Raw genomic sequence first — 15,494 nt, 5'->3', positions numbered from 1 at the left:
GGACCCTCATCAGGCCCGGAGGAACACCCGGCCGTCCGGCCTTCCGCCGGATCGGGGGCCGCCGTGGGGGACTGCGGGAATCACGACGGCCCTGCCTGCGCCGTCGGCCCGCCCGCATTTCACGACCTTCGTGAGGGCCCTCTCGGTATGATCTTTCCCCGTATCCGGGGAGGGGCGGGGCGGTATGGAAGACCTGGGGGCCTCGGGACCGAAGCGCGTGGGGTCGTTCGACGTGCTCGGCCTGCTGGGGCAGGGAGGTATGGGGCGGGTGCTGCTGGCGGCAGGGCCGGACGGGCGGCTCGTCGCCGTCAAACAGGTGCTCGCGCACTTCGCCGACGACGAGGCCTTCCGGGCCCGGTTCCGGCGTGAGGTCAGCGCCTCGCGCAAGGTGTCCGGCGCCTACACGGCGGCGGTGATCGACGCCGACGCGGACGCCCCGACGCCCTGGCTCGCCTCGGTGTTCGTGGCCGGGCCGTCGATGGGCTCCGTCGTCGAGGCGGTCGGGGTGCTGCCGGAGGACGCCGTACGGCGCCTCGCGGCCGGGTTGGCCTCGGCCCTGGCGGAGATCCACCGGGCCGGGCTGGTGCACCGGGACCTCAAGCCCGACAACGTGCTGCTGGCCGAGGACGGTGTACGGGTCATCGACCTGGGCATCGCGCGGGAGACGGAGTCGGGGGCCGAGGGGGACACCGGGCTGACGCGGACCGGCTGGGTCGTCGGCTCGCCCTCCTACATGTCGCCCGAGCAGGCGGAGGGCATGCCACTCACCCCGGCCAGCGACGTGTTCTCGCTCGGCTCGGTGCTGGTCATGGCGGTCACCGGCCGCAGTCCGTTCGCCGGACCCTCCACCCTCCGGACGCTGTACGACGTGGTGCACGCCGAGCCCGACCTGAGCGCCGTACCGGCGGGCCTGCGCGAGGTCGTCGCGAGCTGCCTGGCCAAGGACCCTGCCGCCCGACCGACCGCGGCGCGGCTGCGGGAGTTGATCGGTCCGGTGGCTCCGGCGGGCCGGCACTGGCCCTCCGCCGTGTACGGGATGATCGCCGCTCAGCGGGCGGAGATCGAGCGGCTGCTCGACCGGCATGGTGACGGCCCGGCCGAGCCGGCGGGTACGCCGCCCGTCCCGGCCGGCGTACCCGCCCCCGCCCCTGCGTCCGAACCCGCACCCGAAGCCGTACCGGAACCGGAACCGGAACCTCGGAAGGGTCCGGCCGCGACGGGTGCGGAGGAGGTCCCGCCGCGGCCCCCTGTGGTCCCGCCCGTCCCGCCCGTCCCGGCCGTCTCCCCGGACGCCCCGCGCCCCGGCCCCCGCGGTTCGCGCCGGATCGCGGCCCTGGCGGCGGTCGGCGTCCTCCTCGTCGCCGGGACCGGGGCCGCGCTGTACGTACGGGACCGGATCACGGCTCCCGTCGCGTACACGGCCGTCCCGGCCTGCAAGGCGGCGGCTGCGCAGGGGAAGGTGCCCCTGGAGTTCGGGCGGCCGACCGACGGCACCCGGTCCGAAACGGCCGAGGGTGTGCAGGTGGGCTGCACCTGGGACGGGCTCAATACCGCCGCGTCGCCGACCGGGCTGGTCCGCTGGGACCTGAGCCTCGGCGGGGACGCGGATGCCGACGCGCGTACCCAGAAGGAGCGTTTCCGCGCGGCGGCGGCCGGTCAGCGCGAGGCGCCCCGCATCGGGTTCGGCGCCGAGGCCTACTGGGGATCCCCCAGTGCCGACCGGACCTGTGTCCTCGCCGTGCGCGAGGGCAACCTCTCCGTCTGGGTGGGCCTCTACGCGAAGCCGTACGCCAAGGGCGACTGCGAGACGAAGGCGAAGGAGGTCGCCCGCGCCGCGCTGAAGGCCGCGACCCGCTGATCCGGTACCGGGTGAATCACGTCCTGCTGCTCAAGCCGCGATCGCGGGGCCGGGTGTGGCTGCGCTCACCGGACCGCTTGAGGCACCATGCGTCGACCTGGGCCATTTCTCGCACCCTGCCGACCTGCCGCGGCTGGTGGAGGCGGTACGTCGCGTGTGGCGTGTGGCGCGGGCGGGGCCGCTTGGCACCCTCCCTCACGCTCGCTGAGCGCATCGCGGCATTGCTGCGAGGCGAGCCGGCGGCGCCGGCCCAATGCCCGGACTTCGCAGGGTCCGGTGAGCCAAGACGGCACCGCCGAAGAACATCACCGAAGAACACATTCATCTGACCTTCCGTCAGATTGGAACGTGTTCTAGCCTGCCTGTCCATGGGCATCGGAATCACCGGGGAACAACGGGAGTTGGCCGAGGCGGTACGCGGCTGGGTGGCGCGGACCGTGCCGCCCGAGGAGGTGCGCAAGCTGCTCGACAGCCCGCCGCGGACCGGGGAGCGGCCCGCCTGGTGGGACGCGCTCGCGGAATCCGGGCTGCTGGAGCCCCACCTGGAGGGCGGGACCCTGCTCGACCTCGCCGTCGTGGTGGAGGAGGCCGCCCGGGCCGCGCTGCCCGGGGCGTACCTGCCGAGCGCGCTGGCCTCCGTACTGCTGGACCGGGCCGGCGCCGAACCCCTCGCGGGGCGGATCGGCGCGGTCGCCCTCGGCCCCGGCACCCTGACCGCCGTCGCCGTCGAGGGCGGCGGGCACCTGCTCGACGGCGTCGCGCCCCCGGTACTCGGCGCCGGGGAGGCCGACCTCGTGCTGCTCGCCGCCGAGGCCGCGCACGGCACGTGCTGGTTCGCCGTCGACGCCGCCGCGCTGGACATCCGTACGCAGGAGAGCGCCGACCCGACCCGGCCCACCGCCGAGGTGCGGGCCCGCGGGGTCACCGTGCCCCCCGGCCGTCTCCTCGGCCTGGACGCGGCCCTGGTCCGGGACCTGGCCTGCACGCTGTTCGCCGCCGACGCCTGCGGCACCGCGGCCTGGGCGCTGCACACCGCCGCCGAGTACGCGAAGGTCCGCGAGCAGTTCGGCCGGCCCATCGGGCAGTTCCAGGGGATCAAGCACCTGTGCGCCGACATGCTGGTGCGCCTCGAACAGGCCCGCGCCCTGGCCTGGGACGCCGCCCAGGCGATGGACGAGCCCGCCGAGGTGCGCTCGCTCGTGGCCGCGCTGGCCGCCGGGACCGCCCTCGACGCCGCCTACACCTGCGCCAAGGACTGCATCCAGGTCCTCGGCGGCATCGGCTTCACCTGGGAGCACGACGCGCACGTGTACCTGCGGCGCGCGATCGTCGCCCGGCAGCTGCTCGGAGCCGGGGACGGCCACCGCGTACGGGCCGTGCGGCTCGCGGCCGCCGGAGCCCGCCGGGAGCTGCGCCTCGAACTCCCGGCGCAGGCCGAGACGTACCGGCAGCGCGCCCGTACCGCCATCGAGGACGCGCGAGGCCTCGATGGGGCGGCCGCCCGGCGGATCCTGGCGCCCACCGGATACGCGGCCCCCCACCTGCCGCCCCCGTACGGGCTCGGCGCCGGGCCCGTCGAGCAGCTCGTCGTCCAGCAGGAAATGCGCGCGGCCGGGGTCTCGGTCGCCGACCTCGGGATCGCCACCTGGGTCGTGCCGTCGCTGCTCGCCCACGGGACCGAGGCGCAGCGGGAGCGGTACCTCCCGGCAACCCTGCGCGGGGACGTCACCTGGTGCCAGCTCTTCTCCGAGCCGGGAGCGGGCTCGGACCTGGCCTCGCTGCGGACCAGGGCGGAGCGGACGGCGGACGGCTCCTGGAAGGTCAACGGGCAGAAGGTGTGGACGAGTTCCGCGCACAGCGCCGACTTCGGGATCCTGCTGGCCCGGACCGACCCGGCCGCCCCCAAGCACAAGGGGCTCGGCTACTTCGTGGTCGACATGCGGAACACCCCCGGCATCGACGTGCGCCCGCTCAAGGAGATCACCGGCGAGGCCCTCTTCAACGAGGTCTGGTTCGACGACGCCCTGCTGCCCGCGGACGCCCTCGTCGGCGCACCCGACGGCGGGTGGAAGGTCGCCCGCAACACCCTCGGCAACGAGCGCGTCCACATGGCCGACCAGATGACCTTCACCACTGGCCTGGAAGCACTGATCGCCCGCTCCGCCGGACTCGACGGCGCGTACCGGGCGCGGATCGGGGCGCTCGCCGCCGAGGCGCACGCCCTGGCCTGCATCGGGCTGCGCACCACGCTCCAGCAGGTGTCGGGGCTGGAACCGGGGGCCGGTGCGTCCGTGCGCAAGCTCGTGCAGACCCCGCACCAGCAGCGGACCGCCGAGCTCGCGCTCGAACTGCTGGGCCCGGCGGGCGCGGTACGGGAGGGGGTGGGGGAGCGGGCGGTGCACGGGATGCTCATGTCCCGCTGCCTGACCATCGCCGGGGGCACCACGCAGGTCCAGCTCAACGTCGTCGCCGAGCGGATCCTCGGCCTTCCCAGGGACTAGGAGTCACCGGGCATGAAGTCGTACATCGTGGGCGTCGGCATGACGAAGTTCGAGAAGCCGGAGTCGAGGGACTGGCAGTACTGGGACATGGCGAAGGAGGCCGGGACCGCGGCGCTGGCGGACGCGGGCATCGGGTACGACCTGGTCGAGCAGGTACCGGTGGGGTACTGCTTCCAGGCCTCCACGGCCGGCCAGCGGGCCGCGTACGAGCTGGGGCTGAGCGGGGTCCCGGTGTACAACGTGAACAACAACTGCGCGACGGGGTCGACGGCGCTGATGATGGCGCGGCAGTTCGTCGAGGGCGGGATCAGCGACTGCGTGCTGGCGCTGGGCTTCGAAAAGATGAAGAAGGGCGCGCTGGGCGGCGGCGCCGACGCGGGCTCCGACTTCAAGACCTCGCCGGTCGCCCGGCACTACGGGATCATGGCCGCCGGGCACGGCTTCGAGATGTCGCCGCCGACCGCGCAGATCTTCGGGAACGCGGCGCGCGAGCACATGGAGCGGTACGGGACCACGGCCGCGCAGCTCGCGGCGGTGGGGGCGAAGAACCACCGGCACTCGGCGGACAACCCGAACGCGCAGTTCCAGGACGTGTACACGGTGGACGAGATCCTGGCGGCGAAGCCGATCCACGAGCCGCTGACGAAGCTCCAGTGCTCGCCGACCTCGGACGGGGCGGCGGCCGCGGTGGTCGTCTCGGAGCGGTTCGTGGTGCGGCACGGGCTGCACGACAAGGCGGTGGAGATCGTCGCGCAGGCGATGACCACGGACACGGAGGCCTCGTTCGCCTCCGGCTCGTGCATCGACGTGGTCGGCAAGCCGATGACCGCGGCGGCGGGGCGGCAGGTGTTCTCGGCTTCCGGGCTCGGCATCGAGGACGTCGACGTGATCGAGCTGCACGACTGCTTCTCGATCAACGAGCTGCTGACGTACGAGGCGCTCGGGATGTGCGAGGACGGCGCCGCCGGGAAGCTGGTGGAGTCGGGGGCGACCACGTACGGCGGGCGGTGGGTGGTGAACCCCTCCGGGGGCCTGATCTCGAAGGGCCACCCGCTGGGGGCGACGGGGCTCGCGCAGGCGGCGGAACTGGTGTGGCAGCTGCGGGGCACCGCCGGCCCGCGCCAGGTCCCGGGAGCCAGGGTCGCCCTGGCCCACAACATCGGCCTGGGCGGCGCGGCCGTCGTCACCCTGCTGCGGCGGGGCTGACCCTCCTAGGCCCTGTCGTCAAAGTCCCGCCTGGCCCGCGACGCCCGGCACCGCACCTCGCTGCGTTGTCGGGGCACCCAAGTACGTCCAGTAATCGGGAGCCCCTCCGCCTTGCGATGCACGGCACCGGACGCCGCGGGCCTGACCGGCGCTACTTTGACGACAGGGCCTAGGGCTCCGGAGGGGGCGGGCGGTGGCCGCTCCCAAGTGCCTGTTCGCCGTCCCGGGCGGGAGCGACCTCCTGGCCGCCCTCGCCCACGCGCGGGCCGGCGACGGCTCGTAGCGCCCGGATCCGGCCCGCCCCCGGTCAGAGCTTCTCGATGTCCTTGTGCACCACGTCGCCCCCGTGGTCCCCGGCCAGGCGCACCTTGAGCGGGTGGCCGGCCGGCGCCTTGATGATCTCGTCGTGCCCCTCGATCAGGCCGGTGCCGTTGCAGGAGGGCTCGCTGGTCAGGTTGGACCAGCCGTTCACGTTGTGCGGGTCGTTCCACGCCACCCAGGCGCAGTCGCGCTCGCCGCTGACGATCTCCACCGAGATGATCTTGACCGAGTTCACCGCGCCGTCGACGCGCTCGTAGGTCACCCTCGCGGTGTTGTGGTGGAGGGTGGCGGTGCCGGCCTCCAGTTCGAGCACGAGGACCGGGCCGGCCGGGGCGTCGGCGGAGGCCGGGGCCGTGCCTGCGGCGAGGGTCGCCACGACGAGCGCGGCGGTGGCGGACAGGGCGGACATGCGCATGGTTCCGTCTCCCACGAAGTCGGGTTGAGGGGGTCCCATCCTGGTCCAGCAGGTGGCCGCGCGCTGCGGCGGAATCCGTCAATCGGTGGCCGGGATCGAACGGTTGAGCCCGTGTCGGGCCGGCCCGTGCCCCACGCCCCGAACGCCGGCGAGGCCGGATTCCCGGCGGCGCCGGGCTACGGTTCGAGCGTCGGGTCCGTGACCGCCTCGCCCGTCGCGGCGCGGCGGACGGCGTCGGCCAGTGCTCCGGGAGGGTCGTCCCGCAGCACCACCCCCGCCGCTCCCGCGGCGAGCGCCCCCTCGACCAGGCCCGGCCGGGCCGACCCGGCCAACAGCAGCACCCGGCACTCCGGGGCCTCGCGGCACACCGCCGCCACCTCCGCGAACACGTCCGGCCGGTCCGCGTCCACCAGCGCCACCGCCGGACAGGCCGTCAGCGCCGCCGCGCCCACGTCCGCACCGGGCGCGACCCGGGCGACCACGTCGAGGTCCGCCTCCAGTCCGAGCAGGACCGCCAGCCCGTCGGCCGACATGCCCGGACCCTCCGCCAGCAGGACTCGCAACGACCTCGTCGTACGGAAATTCAGGGGCATCTCGTCCACCCCGCCACCCTAGGGCCCCGCCCTCCGGGGGCCGGGCAACACGCTCCGGCCAAACAGGTTCTGACATGCAGTCAGGAGTCTTCCCAACTGCTGGGGCGTGCGTTATACATTCCTCACCGATCGATCCTAGAACGCGTTCTAGAACCGGTCCCGCAAACGACCTCGGTGCGGCCGACGGTGCGGACGGCCGCGCCGAGGTCTTCCACGCAGAAGCAACGGGAACCGAGACAAGGAGCAGCATCCTCAATGCCGATCGATGCCGCCAGGGCCCTCGCCGCCGACCCCCGCCAAGGGGAGATCGCCTGGGACCACAAGGACATCCAGCTCTACCACCTCGGCCTCGGCGCGGGCACGGACCCGGGCAAAGCCAGCCCCGCCACCGACCCCGACGAGCTGCGCTACACCCTGGAGTCGAAACTCCACGTGCTCCCCAGCTTCGCGACCGTCGCCGGCGCCGGCATGGCCATGCTGGGCGGCCTCGCCGCACCCGGGATCGACGTGAACCTCGCCGCCGTCCTGCACGGCGGGCACTCGATCGAGCTGCACCGGCCCATCCCGGTCAAGGGGCAGGCCACGTCCAGTTCCAGGGTCGCCGCCGTCTACGACAAGGGCAAGGCGGCCGTCATCGTCCTGCGCTCGGAAGTCGCGGACGCCGAGGGGCCGCTCTGGACCAGCGACGCGCAGATCTTCGTACGCGGGGAGGGCGGGTTCGGCGGCGACCGCGGGCCCTCCGTCCGGACCGAGCTGCCCGAGCGGGCGCCCGACCGGGTCGAGGAGCGGCACATCCGCGAGGAGCAGGCACTCCTGTACCGGCTCTCCGGGGACTGGAACCCCCTGCACGCCGACCCCGAGTTCGCCAAGCAGGCCGGCTTCGACCGGCCGATCCTGCACGGCCTGTGCTCGTACGGGATGACCCTCAAGGCCGTCGTCGACACGGCGCTGGGCGGGGACGTCTCGCGGGTCCGCGCCTACCGCACGCGCTTCGCCGGGATCGTCTTCCCGGGCGAGACCCTGCGGATCCGGATGTGGGAGGAGCCCGGCCGGGTCCAGGTCTCGGTGACCGCCGTCGAACGGGACGACGCGCCGGTCCTCGCCGACACCGTCGTCGAACACGCGTAACGCCCGACCACACAAGGAGCCGCACCGTGCGCGCAGCACTGCAGAGCGAGATAGGCCAGGACAAGCTCGAAGTCGTCGACGACATGGAGACCGCGGGCTTCGGTCCCGGCAAGGTCAGGATCCGGATCAGGGCCACGGGCCTGTGCCACTCCGACCTCTCCGCGATGAGCGGCGTGCTGCCGCAGCCCGCCCCCTTCATCCCCGGCCACGAGGGTTCGGGAGAGATCGTCGACGTCGGCGACGGGGTGACCAGCCACAAGATCGGCGACCGGGTCCTCGTCTGCTGGCTGCCGCCGTGCGGACACTGTCCCGCCTGCAAGCGCGGCCAGGGCCACCTGTGCCTGGAGTCCTTCGCGAACGTGGCCACGCCCAACTTCCGCCGTGCGGGCGGCGGGGACATCTTCGGCTTCGCGGGGACCGGCACCTTCGCCGAGGAGATGGTGGTGCCCGCCGCGTGCGCCGTGCCGATCCCCGACGACCTGCCGTACGACATCGCCGCGCTGATCGGCTGCGGGGTGACCACCGGCCTCGGCGCGGCCATCAACACCGCCAAGGTGGAGGCCGGGTCCTCGGTCGCGGTGATCGGCTGCGGCGGCGTCGGCATCTCCGTCATCCAGGGCGCCAAGGTGCAGGGCGCGGCGCAGGTCGTCGCCGTGGACCCGGTCGCCTCGCGGCGCGAGGCGGCGCTGCGGTTCGGGGCGACCGAGGCGGTCGCGCCGGAGGCGTTCGCCGACGCCAGGAACCGGATCACGGCCGGCGAGGGCTTCGACTACGTCTTCGAGGTCGTCGGCAAGTCCGCGACCACGCAGACCGCGTACGAAATGACCCGGCGCGGCGGCTCCGTCGTCGTGGTCGGCGCGGGCGCGCTCGACGACAACTACTCGGTCAACATGTTCTCCCTGTTCTTCGACGAGAAGAAGATCCTGCCCTCGATGTACGGGGGCGGGGACGTGCTCCGCTCCTACGAGCGCACCATCGCGCTGTGGCGGGCCGGCCGCGTGGACCTGGCGGGCCTGATCACGCACCGCGTGCAGCTCGGGGAGATCAACGACGCCCTCGACCAGATGCGCACCGGCGTGGCCCTGCGCACCTGCATCGAACTCTGATCCGAGAGGAATCCGACAGATGTCACTCCCACTCCAGGGGCTGTCCGCCATCGTCACCGGCGCCGGCCGCGGGCTCGGCCGGGCCGAGGCGATCGAGCTCGCGCGGCTCGGTGCGAGCGTGGTCGTCAACGACTTCGGCCAGAGCGGACGGGACGGCTCCGGGGAGGCCTCGGCGGCCCCGGCCGAGGAGGTGGCCGCCGAGATCCGCGCAGCGGGCGGGCAGGCGGTGGCGCACCTCGGCGACGTGGCCGACTTCGAGCAGGCGCGCGAGCTGGTCGGGCTGGCGGTGAGCAGCTTCGGGAAGCTCGACATCCTGGTCAACAACGCGGGCATCCTGCGCGACCGGATGGTGTTCTCCATGTCGGAGCAGGAGTGGGACTCGGTCGTCCGGGTCCACCTCAAAGGCCACTTCAACACCACGCACTTCGCGTCCGTGCACTGGCGCGAGCGGTCGAAGGCGGCGGGCGGACCGGTCTACGGCAGGATCGTCAACACCTCATCCGAGGCCTTCCTCGGCGGCAGCGCTGGGCAGCCGAACTACGCGGCGGCCAAGGGCGGCATCGTGGGCCTGACGACCTCGACCGCCCTGGCCCTCGCCAAGTACGGGGTGACGGCCAACGCCATCTGCCCGCGGGCCCGGACCCGGATGACGGAGGACGTCTTCGCGGGCTTCCAGGTCCCGGAGGAGGGCAAGCTCGACCCGCTGGCCCCCGAGCACGTCTCCCCGCTGGTCGGCTACCTGGCCTCGCCGGCCTCGGCGAAGGCCAACGGGCAGCTGTTCGTCGTGCACGGCGGGATCGTGGTCGTGATGGACCGGCCCAGGGTGGCCGCCAAGTTCGACACCACCAAGGAGGCCTTCTCCTTCGAGGAGCTGGACGAGGTCCTGACCCCGCACTACGCGTCCCGCCCGGCGAACGAGACCTTCGCGGCAGTGGAGGTGCTGGCCCTCAAGCACGACCAGGGGGTCCGCGCCGCGGGCCCGGCCTAGGCGCCGGGGGTGCCGGCGGTGACGGGCCGCTTGTAGTACCGCCACGGGAACCATCCCACGCCGACCGGAATCCAGCCTTCGGATTCCATCCGCCGGTGTCGCGCGAGGGAGGGGAGCGTCACCCGGCAGTGCTCCCAGGGGTGGGTGGACGCCTCCACCTCGTGGAAGAAGGGGCCGTAGCCGACCAGCTGCCAGCCGTCGCGGCCGGCCTCCGCCAGTGCGGCCATCTCGTTGAACGCGGTCAACCCGCCGAGGGTGCGGCGCTTCGGGGCGTTCGGGCCCGCGGCGGGCGGCGCCGACGGGCTCGCGGCCGCGGCCTTGCCCGAGAAGCGCTGCTGGGCGGCCTGGCGGCTCACACCCAGGACCCGGCCCACCGTGTCCCAGCTGTGGCCGGCGGCCCTGGCGCCCTGGACGGATTCGCGCAGCAGCCGGCTCGCCTCCTCGGCCCCGACGCGCGAGGCGTCCACCAGGCGCAGGTACCCGAAGGCGTCGTGTTCGAGCGATTCGGCCAGTCCCTCGGGGGCGCCGAGGACGGCTGCGGCGATCCCTTCCCGGATCCGGGCGGTCTCCACCGGGTGGAGCAGCGGTTCGTTGCTCATCGGCGCAGTCCGGCAAGGGGTTCGAGGGCGTCGAGGGCTTCCTCGTCGCGGCGCACCTGCTCGGCCTTGCGGGCGGCCAGGCCGGCCGTGCAGGCGATGAGTGCGAGGCCCGCGACGACCAGGGCGGCGGTGGTGGCGGCGCCGAACCGGTCGCCGAACATCACTGCCACGGCCGGCAGGCTCACGGCGAGCGGCACTGCGGCGGCCATGGACGGGGTGGTGGGAAAGACGACCCGGTGCCGGGCCCTCGAATTCAAGATCGACATGCGTCAAGGAAACATTGACACAGGTGAGTTGTCAAGAATTCCTTGACGCGCCCCTTGTGGTACGCCGGACGGTCCTGCCGGGCGCGGTGGCCGCGGCGCCCGGTGCGGCACGCGACCTGGCCTCCGAAGGCCGCTGACCCCCGCGCTCCACGTCACCGCAGCGGGGCCTGTTGGAGCGGTACGGGCCGGGGCGCGGCCGTCGGCGGCGGGTCCAGCCGGACCGGCGGCGGCGGGGCCGCCGGCAGGCTCAGGCCCGTGATCCCGCAGGGGATCTCGGGGGTGGCGTACGGGAGGTGCAGGCGGCCCTGCGGACTCCACAGCCCGGTGCCGAGCCAGCCGTCGGGCGCGCCGAGGCGGAAGACGTGCCGGTCGGCGGGGCGCCACAGGCCGATCGTGCCGCCTTCCAGCCGGAGTGCGACCCCGCAGGTCTCCGGCATCAGGGCCTGGCCGGGCTGCACCGCGAACGGGGTCCCCGCCTCCCCGCGCAGGCACTCCGGGAAGCGCACCGGGAGGGAGCTGCCCAGTACCCCCCAGCCCAGGCGGGGTTCGCCCGGGGCGTCCGAGCGGATCAGCAGCAGCCCGCTGTCGGGGTCGGCCAGCAGCAGCCGGTCGTTGCTGTCCTCCGTGATCTGGAGCAGCGGGGAGACCTCGCCGCCGCGGCCCAGGTCCACCGCGACGGCCTTGGTGGTGCCGTCCAGTTCGCGGTCCAGGGCCAGTATCCGGCCGGCCCGGTCCAGCCAGACGCCGCCCGAGCACCGGCCCGGGATGCGGGCGACCTGCCCGAAGGGGCCTCCGGCGACCTGCCAGACCGTGGTCCCGGCGGCCGAGGCGGCCAGGGCGAAGGCGCCTAACCCGTCCGGGGCCGGGGGCAGCAGGGACAGCCGCACCCCGTCGTCCCCGGGCTGCACCGAGCCCAGCGGGAGTTCCCCGGTGCGCGGCCCGGCCGCGGGGCCGCCCGTCGGGTACAGCAGCGCGAAGGCGTGCCGCTGCGCGACCCGGCGGTGGATCAGCACCCGCCCGTCCGCCAGGGCCAGCACCTCGCTGTCGGCTTCCTCGGGCTGCGCGAGCGGCAGCGGCACCGCATACGGCTCGGGCCCGGCCAGGGTCCAGCGCTCCGGGTAGCGGGCCTCCCCGTTCCCGGCCAGCCGGGCCGCGTACGACCCGTCCGCGGCGATGGTGAACGAGGCCTTCGTCGTGATCTCGATGGCACAGACAGTCATCCGTGCGTCACCTCCGGTGAGGAAGCTAGTTTTCGCACGTCGACCCGAACAACACGACCACTCCCGCTTCACACATACGGGTGGCCGCCGGGCGGTTCAGCCGTGGCGGCGGGGGCGACTGTGCTGTGCGCTACCGGGGTGCCGTCCCCGCCCTCGGACCTCCGTCGGGCCCCCGGCGGACCCCCGCCGCGCGCGGCGGCACGGACGTACGGGGTCGCGGGCGCCGGGGACCCCGTACGGACTCAGCCGCTCCCTGACGGACGGTAGCCTTGGCCTGTGCCCCGTCTCTCTGAAGTCATCGCCGCGCTGGACGCCCTCTGGCCCCCCTCGCGGGCCGAGCAGTGGGACGCCGTCGGAACCGTCTGCGGCGATCCCGACGCCGAGGTCTCCCGGGTCCTGTTCGCCGTGGACCCCGTGCAGGAGATCGTCGACGAGGCCGTGAAGCTGGGCGCCGACCTGGTCGTCACCCACCACCCCCTCTATCTGCGCGGCACCACCACCGTCGAGGCCGGCACCTTCAAGGGCCGCGTCGTGCACACGCTGATCAAGAACGACATCGCGCTGCACGTCGCCCACACCAACGCCGACACCGCCGACCCCGGCGTCTCCGACGCCCTCGCCGGCGCCCTCGACCTGCGGGTCACCGGCCCGCTGGTCCCCGATCCGAGCGACCCCGGGGGCCGCCGCGGCCTCGGCCGGATCTGCGAACTGGACCACCCCGAGACCCTGCGCGAGTTCGCCGCCCGCGCCGCCGCCCGGCTGCCGCGGACCGCCCAGGGCATCCGCGTCGCCGGCGACCCGGACGCGCTCATCCGCACCGTCGCCGTCAGCGGCGGGTCCGGCGACAGCAACTTCGCGGCGGTCCGCGCCGCCGGCGTGGACGCCTACCTCACCGCCGACCTGCGCCACCACCCGGTCTCCGAGGCCCGCGAGCAGAGTCCGCTCGCCCTCGTCGACGCCGCGCACTGGGCCACCGAGTGGCCCTGGTGCGAGCAGGCCGCCGCGCAGCTCGACGCGATCTCCGAGCGCCACGGCTGGGGTCTGCGCACCCACGTCTCGCGCACGGTCACCGACCCGTGGACGGTGCACGCGCCGTCCGTCACACCCCCTTCTATCTCTGGAGCCCCCAACTGAACGCCGAGCCCGCCGACCAGATCCGACTCCTCGACGTCCAGGCCCTGGACGTCCGGCTGTCGCAGCTCGCCCACAAGCGCAAGTCGCTGCCGGAGCACACCGAGGTCGAGTCCCTGACCAAGGACCTGACGCAGCAGCGCGACCTGCTCGTGGCGGCCCAGACGCAGGCGAGCGACGCCGCCCGCGAGCAGACCAAGGCGGAGCAGGACGTCGACCAGGTGCGCCAGCGCGCGGCCCGCGACCAGCAGCGGCTCGACTCCGGCGCGGGCATCTCGGCCCGCGACCTGGCGAACCTCCAGAGCGAGGTCGTTTCCCTCGCCAAGCGCCAGGCCGACCTGGAGGACGTCGTCCTCGAAGTCATGGAGCGCCTGGAGGGCGCGCAGGAGCGGGTCACCGAGCTCACCGAGCGGGTCTCCGCCCTCGAAGCCAAGCTCGCCGACGCCACCGCCCGCCGCGACGCCGCCACCGGCGAGCTCGACGCCGAGGCCGCGAAGGTCACCAAGGACCGCGAGGTCATCGTCGCGTCCATGCCGGCCGACCTGATGGCCCTGTACGAGAAGATCCGCGTCAAGCAGGGCGGCGTCGGCGCCGCCCGCCTGTACCAGCGCCGCTGCGAGGGCTGCCGCCTGGAGCTCGACATGGCCGAGGTCAACGAGATCAAGGCCGCGGCCCGCGACCAGGTCGTGCGTCACGAGAACTGCGGCCGCATCCTGGTCCGTACGGCCGACTCGGGCATCTGATGCAGAGGCTTGTCCGGTTCGTCGTGGAGGCGGACGGCGGCTCCCGGGGCAACCCGGGGCCCGCCGGCTACGGCGCGGTCGTCCTCGACCCGGCGACGGGCGAGACGCTGGCCGAGCGCGCGGAGTTCATCGGCGTCGCGACGAACAACGTGGCCGAGTACAAGGGCCTGATCGCCGGCCTCAAGGCCGCCCGCGAACTGGCCCCGGACGCCGTGGTCCAGGTCCGCATGGACTCCAAGCTGGTCGTCGAGCAGATGTCGGGCCGCTGGAAGATCAAGCACCCGGACATGAAGCCCCTCGCGGCGGAGGCGGCGACGATCCTGCCCCGCTCGCAGGTCACGTACGAGTGGATCCCGCGCGAGCGGAACAAGCACGCGGACCGGCTCGCCAACGAGGCGATGGACGCGGGCAAGCGCGGCAGGCAGTGGGAGCCCTCGGCCTCTTCGGCGGCCCTGGACGCCTCGGCGGCCCGCGCCCTGGCCACCCCGCCGGCGGGCCCTCCGGGGGACGCCGCGAAGGGGGCCGCGGCCGTGCGGGCCGCCCTCGCCTCCGGCGCGGGCGCATCGCCTCGTACGCCGGCCCGTGCACCGGCGCTCGCGGAGGCAGGGGCCGACACGCTGTTCGCGGAGCCCGAGCCGGGCGCGCCGGGACGCGTCCCGGCCCCGGAGGAGGGCCGGGCCCAGGCCGTTCCCGCCCAGCCGGCCACACCCCCCGCGGGCGGCCAGGGCTGGGGCCCCGACATGGGAACCCCGGCGACCTTCGTGCTGCTGCGCCACGGCGAGACCGCCCTCACCCCGCAGAAGCGCTTCTCCGGCAGCGGCGGCGCCGACCCGGAGCTGTCACCGGCCGGCCGCCGCCAGGCGGCGGCGGTGGCCGAGGCGCTGGCCGCGCGCGGCACCGTCCAGGCGATCGTCAGCTCCCCGCTGCGCCGCTGCCGGGAGACTGCTCAGGCCGTCGCGGACCGCCTCGGGCTGAAGGTCACCGTCGAGGAGGGCCTGCGCGAGGTGGACTTCGGCGCCTGGGAGGGCCTGACGTTCGCCGAGGTCCGGGAGCGCTTCCCGGACGACCTCCAGGCCTGGCTGGACTCCCCGAAGGCGGCCCCGACGGGCGGCGGCGAGAGCTTCACGGCCGCCACCCGCCGGATCTCGGCGACCCGGGAGCGGCTGCTCGCCGCGCACGCGGGCCGCACGGTGCTGCTGGTCACGCACGTGACCCCGGTCAAGATCCTGGTGCGGCTCGCCCTGGGCGCCCCGCCGGAGTCGCTGTTCCGGATGGAGCTGTCCGCGGCCTCCCTGTCGGCGGTGGCCTACTACGCCGACGGCAACGCCTCGGTCCGCCTCCTGAACGACACCTCGCACCTGCGCCAGCAGCCGTAGCCGCTGCCGCCCGGGAACACGGCAGAACCCCCGCCACCCGTGG

General features: G+C 74.1%; 14 protein-coding genes. 9 read left to right on the top strand and 5 right to left on the bottom strand.

What is annotated here, in order from left to right; all coding sequences use genetic code 11:
- Positions 1-184 precede the first annotated feature (184 nt).
- The 3 genes from ABTY04_RS20540 to ABTY04_RS20530 all read left to right on the top strand — a co-directional run bounded on the left by ABTY04_RS20540 (position 185) and on the right by ABTY04_RS20530 (position 5,565).
- Complete coding sequence (locus tag ABTY04_RS20540; RefSeq protein WP_352214770.1) at positions 185-1,858, top strand: serine/threonine-protein kinase; 1,674 nt, start codon at positions 185-187, stop codon at positions 1,856-1,858.
- A gap of 368 nt (positions 1,859-2,226) precedes the next feature.
- A complete protein-coding gene (locus ABTY04_RS20535; protein WP_352214769.1) occupies positions 2,227-4,359 on the top strand; it encodes an acyl-CoA dehydrogenase family protein in 2,133 nt (710 codons plus the stop codon).
- Between the two features lie 12 nt (positions 4,360-4,371).
- Complete coding sequence (locus tag ABTY04_RS20530) at positions 4,372-5,565, top strand: lipid-transfer protein (protein ID WP_352214768.1); 1,194 nt, start codon at positions 4,372-4,374, stop codon at positions 5,563-5,565.
- Between the two features lie 307 nt (positions 5,566-5,872).
- Here ABTY04_RS20530 and ABTY04_RS20525 read toward each other — a convergent pair whose 3' ends face one another.
- Positions 5,873-6,301: a hypothetical protein gene (locus tag ABTY04_RS20525; RefSeq protein ID WP_352214767.1), complete on the bottom strand. Its 429-nt coding sequence runs from the start codon at positions 6,299-6,301 to the stop codon at positions 5,873-5,875.
- A 176-nt stretch (positions 6,302-6,477) separates the two neighbouring features.
- Positions 6,478-6,894, bottom strand: a complete 417-nt coding sequence (locus ABTY04_RS20520) for a response regulator (protein WP_352214834.1) — start codon at positions 6,892-6,894, stop codon at positions 6,478-6,480.
- A 255-nt stretch (positions 6,895-7,149) separates the two neighbouring features.
- On the opposite strand from ABTY04_RS20520, the gene chsH3 reads away from it, so the two are divergent.
- Genes chsH3 through ABTY04_RS20505 form a run of 3 tightly spaced genes read left to right on the top strand, consistent with a single transcriptional unit; the run spans position 7,150 to position 10,116 of the window.
- Positions 7,150-8,022 (top strand): enoyl-CoA hydratase ChsH3, encoded by an 873-nt coding sequence (gene chsH3 / locus ABTY04_RS20515; RefSeq protein ID WP_352214766.1) that lies wholly within the window; start codon positions 7,150-7,152, stop codon positions 8,020-8,022.
- Positions 8,023-8,048: 26 nt separating this feature from the next.
- On the top strand, positions 8,049-9,128 hold the full coding sequence (locus ABTY04_RS20510) for a Zn-dependent alcohol dehydrogenase (RefSeq protein ID WP_352214765.1): 1,080 nt from the start codon (positions 8,049-8,051) through the stop codon (positions 9,126-9,128).
- 19 nt (positions 9,129-9,147) lie between these two features.
- Positions 9,148-10,116: a 3-oxoacyl-ACP reductase gene (locus ABTY04_RS20505; protein ID WP_352214764.1), complete on the top strand. Its 969-nt coding sequence runs from the start codon at positions 9,148-9,150 to the stop codon at positions 10,114-10,116.
- Here ABTY04_RS20505 and ABTY04_RS20500 read toward each other — a convergent pair.
- From ABTY04_RS20500 to ABTY04_RS20490, 3 genes are all read right to left on the bottom strand, one after another.
- Positions 10,113-10,715, bottom strand: coding sequence for a hypothetical protein (locus ABTY04_RS20500; RefSeq protein WP_352214763.1), 603 nt, complete (start codon positions 10,713-10,715; stop codon positions 10,113-10,115). The two genes, ABTY04_RS20505 and ABTY04_RS20500, sit on opposite strands and share 4 nt — an antisense overlap.
- Positions 10,712-10,981, bottom strand: coding sequence for a hypothetical protein (locus ABTY04_RS20495; protein ID WP_352214762.1), 270 nt, complete (start codon positions 10,979-10,981; stop codon positions 10,712-10,714). Before ABTY04_RS20495 ends, ABTY04_RS20500 begins: the two co-directional genes overlap by 4 nt.
- Positions 10,982-11,133: 152 nt before the next feature.
- Complete coding sequence (locus ABTY04_RS20490) at positions 11,134-12,201, bottom strand: hypothetical protein (RefSeq protein ID WP_352214761.1); 1,068 nt, start codon at positions 12,199-12,201, stop codon at positions 11,134-11,136.
- Positions 12,202-12,477: 276 nt separating this feature from the next.
- On the opposite strand from ABTY04_RS20490, the gene ABTY04_RS20485 reads away from it, so the two are divergent.
- Genes ABTY04_RS20485 through ABTY04_RS20475 form a run of 3 tightly spaced genes read left to right on the top strand, consistent with a single transcriptional unit; the run spans position 12,478 to position 15,451 of the window.
- Positions 12,478-13,335: a Nif3-like dinuclear metal center hexameric protein gene (locus ABTY04_RS20485; RefSeq protein ID WP_352214760.1), complete on the top strand. Its 858-nt coding sequence runs from the start codon at positions 12,478-12,480 to the stop codon at positions 13,333-13,335.
- A complete protein-coding gene (locus ABTY04_RS20480; RefSeq protein ID WP_352214833.1) occupies positions 13,332-14,075 on the top strand; it encodes a zinc ribbon domain-containing protein in 744 nt (247 codons plus the stop codon). Before ABTY04_RS20485 ends, ABTY04_RS20480 begins: the two co-directional genes overlap by 4 nt.
- Positions 14,075-15,451 carry a bifunctional RNase H/acid phosphatase gene (locus ABTY04_RS20475; RefSeq protein ID WP_352214759.1) on the top strand — a complete coding sequence of 459 codons (1,377 nt, stop codon included), beginning with the start codon at positions 14,075-14,077 and terminating at the stop codon, positions 15,449-15,451. Before ABTY04_RS20480 ends, ABTY04_RS20475 begins: the two co-directional genes overlap by 1 nt.
- The last annotated feature ends 43 nt before the right edge of the window (positions 15,452-15,494 follow it).

The organism is Streptomyces sp. NPDC097981, assembly GCF_040302565.1.
Lineage (GTDB): Bacteria > Actinomycetota > Actinomycetes > Streptomycetales > Streptomycetaceae > Streptomyces.
The sequence above is the reverse complement of the archived record's forward strand: the minus strand, read 5'-3'. Positions and strand labels throughout refer to the sequence as shown.

Excerpts from the sequence above, each read along its gene's own strand:
- ABTY04_RS20540 (WP_352214770.1), top strand. The coding sequence starts at position 185 with ATGGAAGACCTGGGGGCCTCGGGACCGAAGCGCGTGGGGTCGTTCGAC.
- ABTY04_RS20535 (WP_352214769.1), top strand. The coding sequence starts at position 2,227 with ATGGGCATCGGAATCACCGGGGAACAACGGGAGTTGGCCGAGGCGGTA.
- ABTY04_RS20530 (WP_352214768.1), top strand. The coding sequence starts at position 4,372 with ATGAAGTCGTACATCGTGGGCGTCGGCATGACGAAGTTCGAGAAGCCG.
- ABTY04_RS20525 (WP_352214767.1), bottom strand. The coding sequence starts at position 6,301 with ATGCGCATGTCCGCCCTGTCCGCCACCGCCGCGCTCGTCGTGGCGACC.
- ABTY04_RS20520 (WP_352214834.1), bottom strand. The coding sequence starts at position 6,894 with ATGCCCCTGAATTTCCGTACGACGAGGTCGTTGCGAGTCCTGCTGGCG.
- chsH3 (WP_352214766.1), top strand. The coding sequence starts at position 7,150 with ATGCCGATCGATGCCGCCAGGGCCCTCGCCGCCGACCCCCGCCAAGGG.
- ABTY04_RS20505 (WP_352214764.1), top strand. The coding sequence starts at position 9,148 with ATGTCACTCCCACTCCAGGGGCTGTCCGCCATCGTCACCGGCGCCGGC.
- ABTY04_RS20500 (WP_352214763.1), bottom strand. The coding sequence starts at position 10,715 with ATGAGCAACGAACCGCTGCTCCACCCGGTGGAGACCGCCCGGATCCGG.
- ABTY04_RS20495 (WP_352214762.1), bottom strand. The coding sequence starts at position 10,981 with ATGTCGATCTTGAATTCGAGGGCCCGGCACCGGGTCGTCTTTCCCACC.
- ABTY04_RS20490 (WP_352214761.1), bottom strand. The coding sequence starts at position 12,201 with ATGACTGTCTGTGCCATCGAGATCACGACGAAGGCCTCGTTCACCATC.
- ABTY04_RS20475 (WP_352214759.1), top strand. The coding sequence starts at position 14,075 with ATGCAGAGGCTTGTCCGGTTCGTCGTGGAGGCGGACGGCGGCTCCCGG.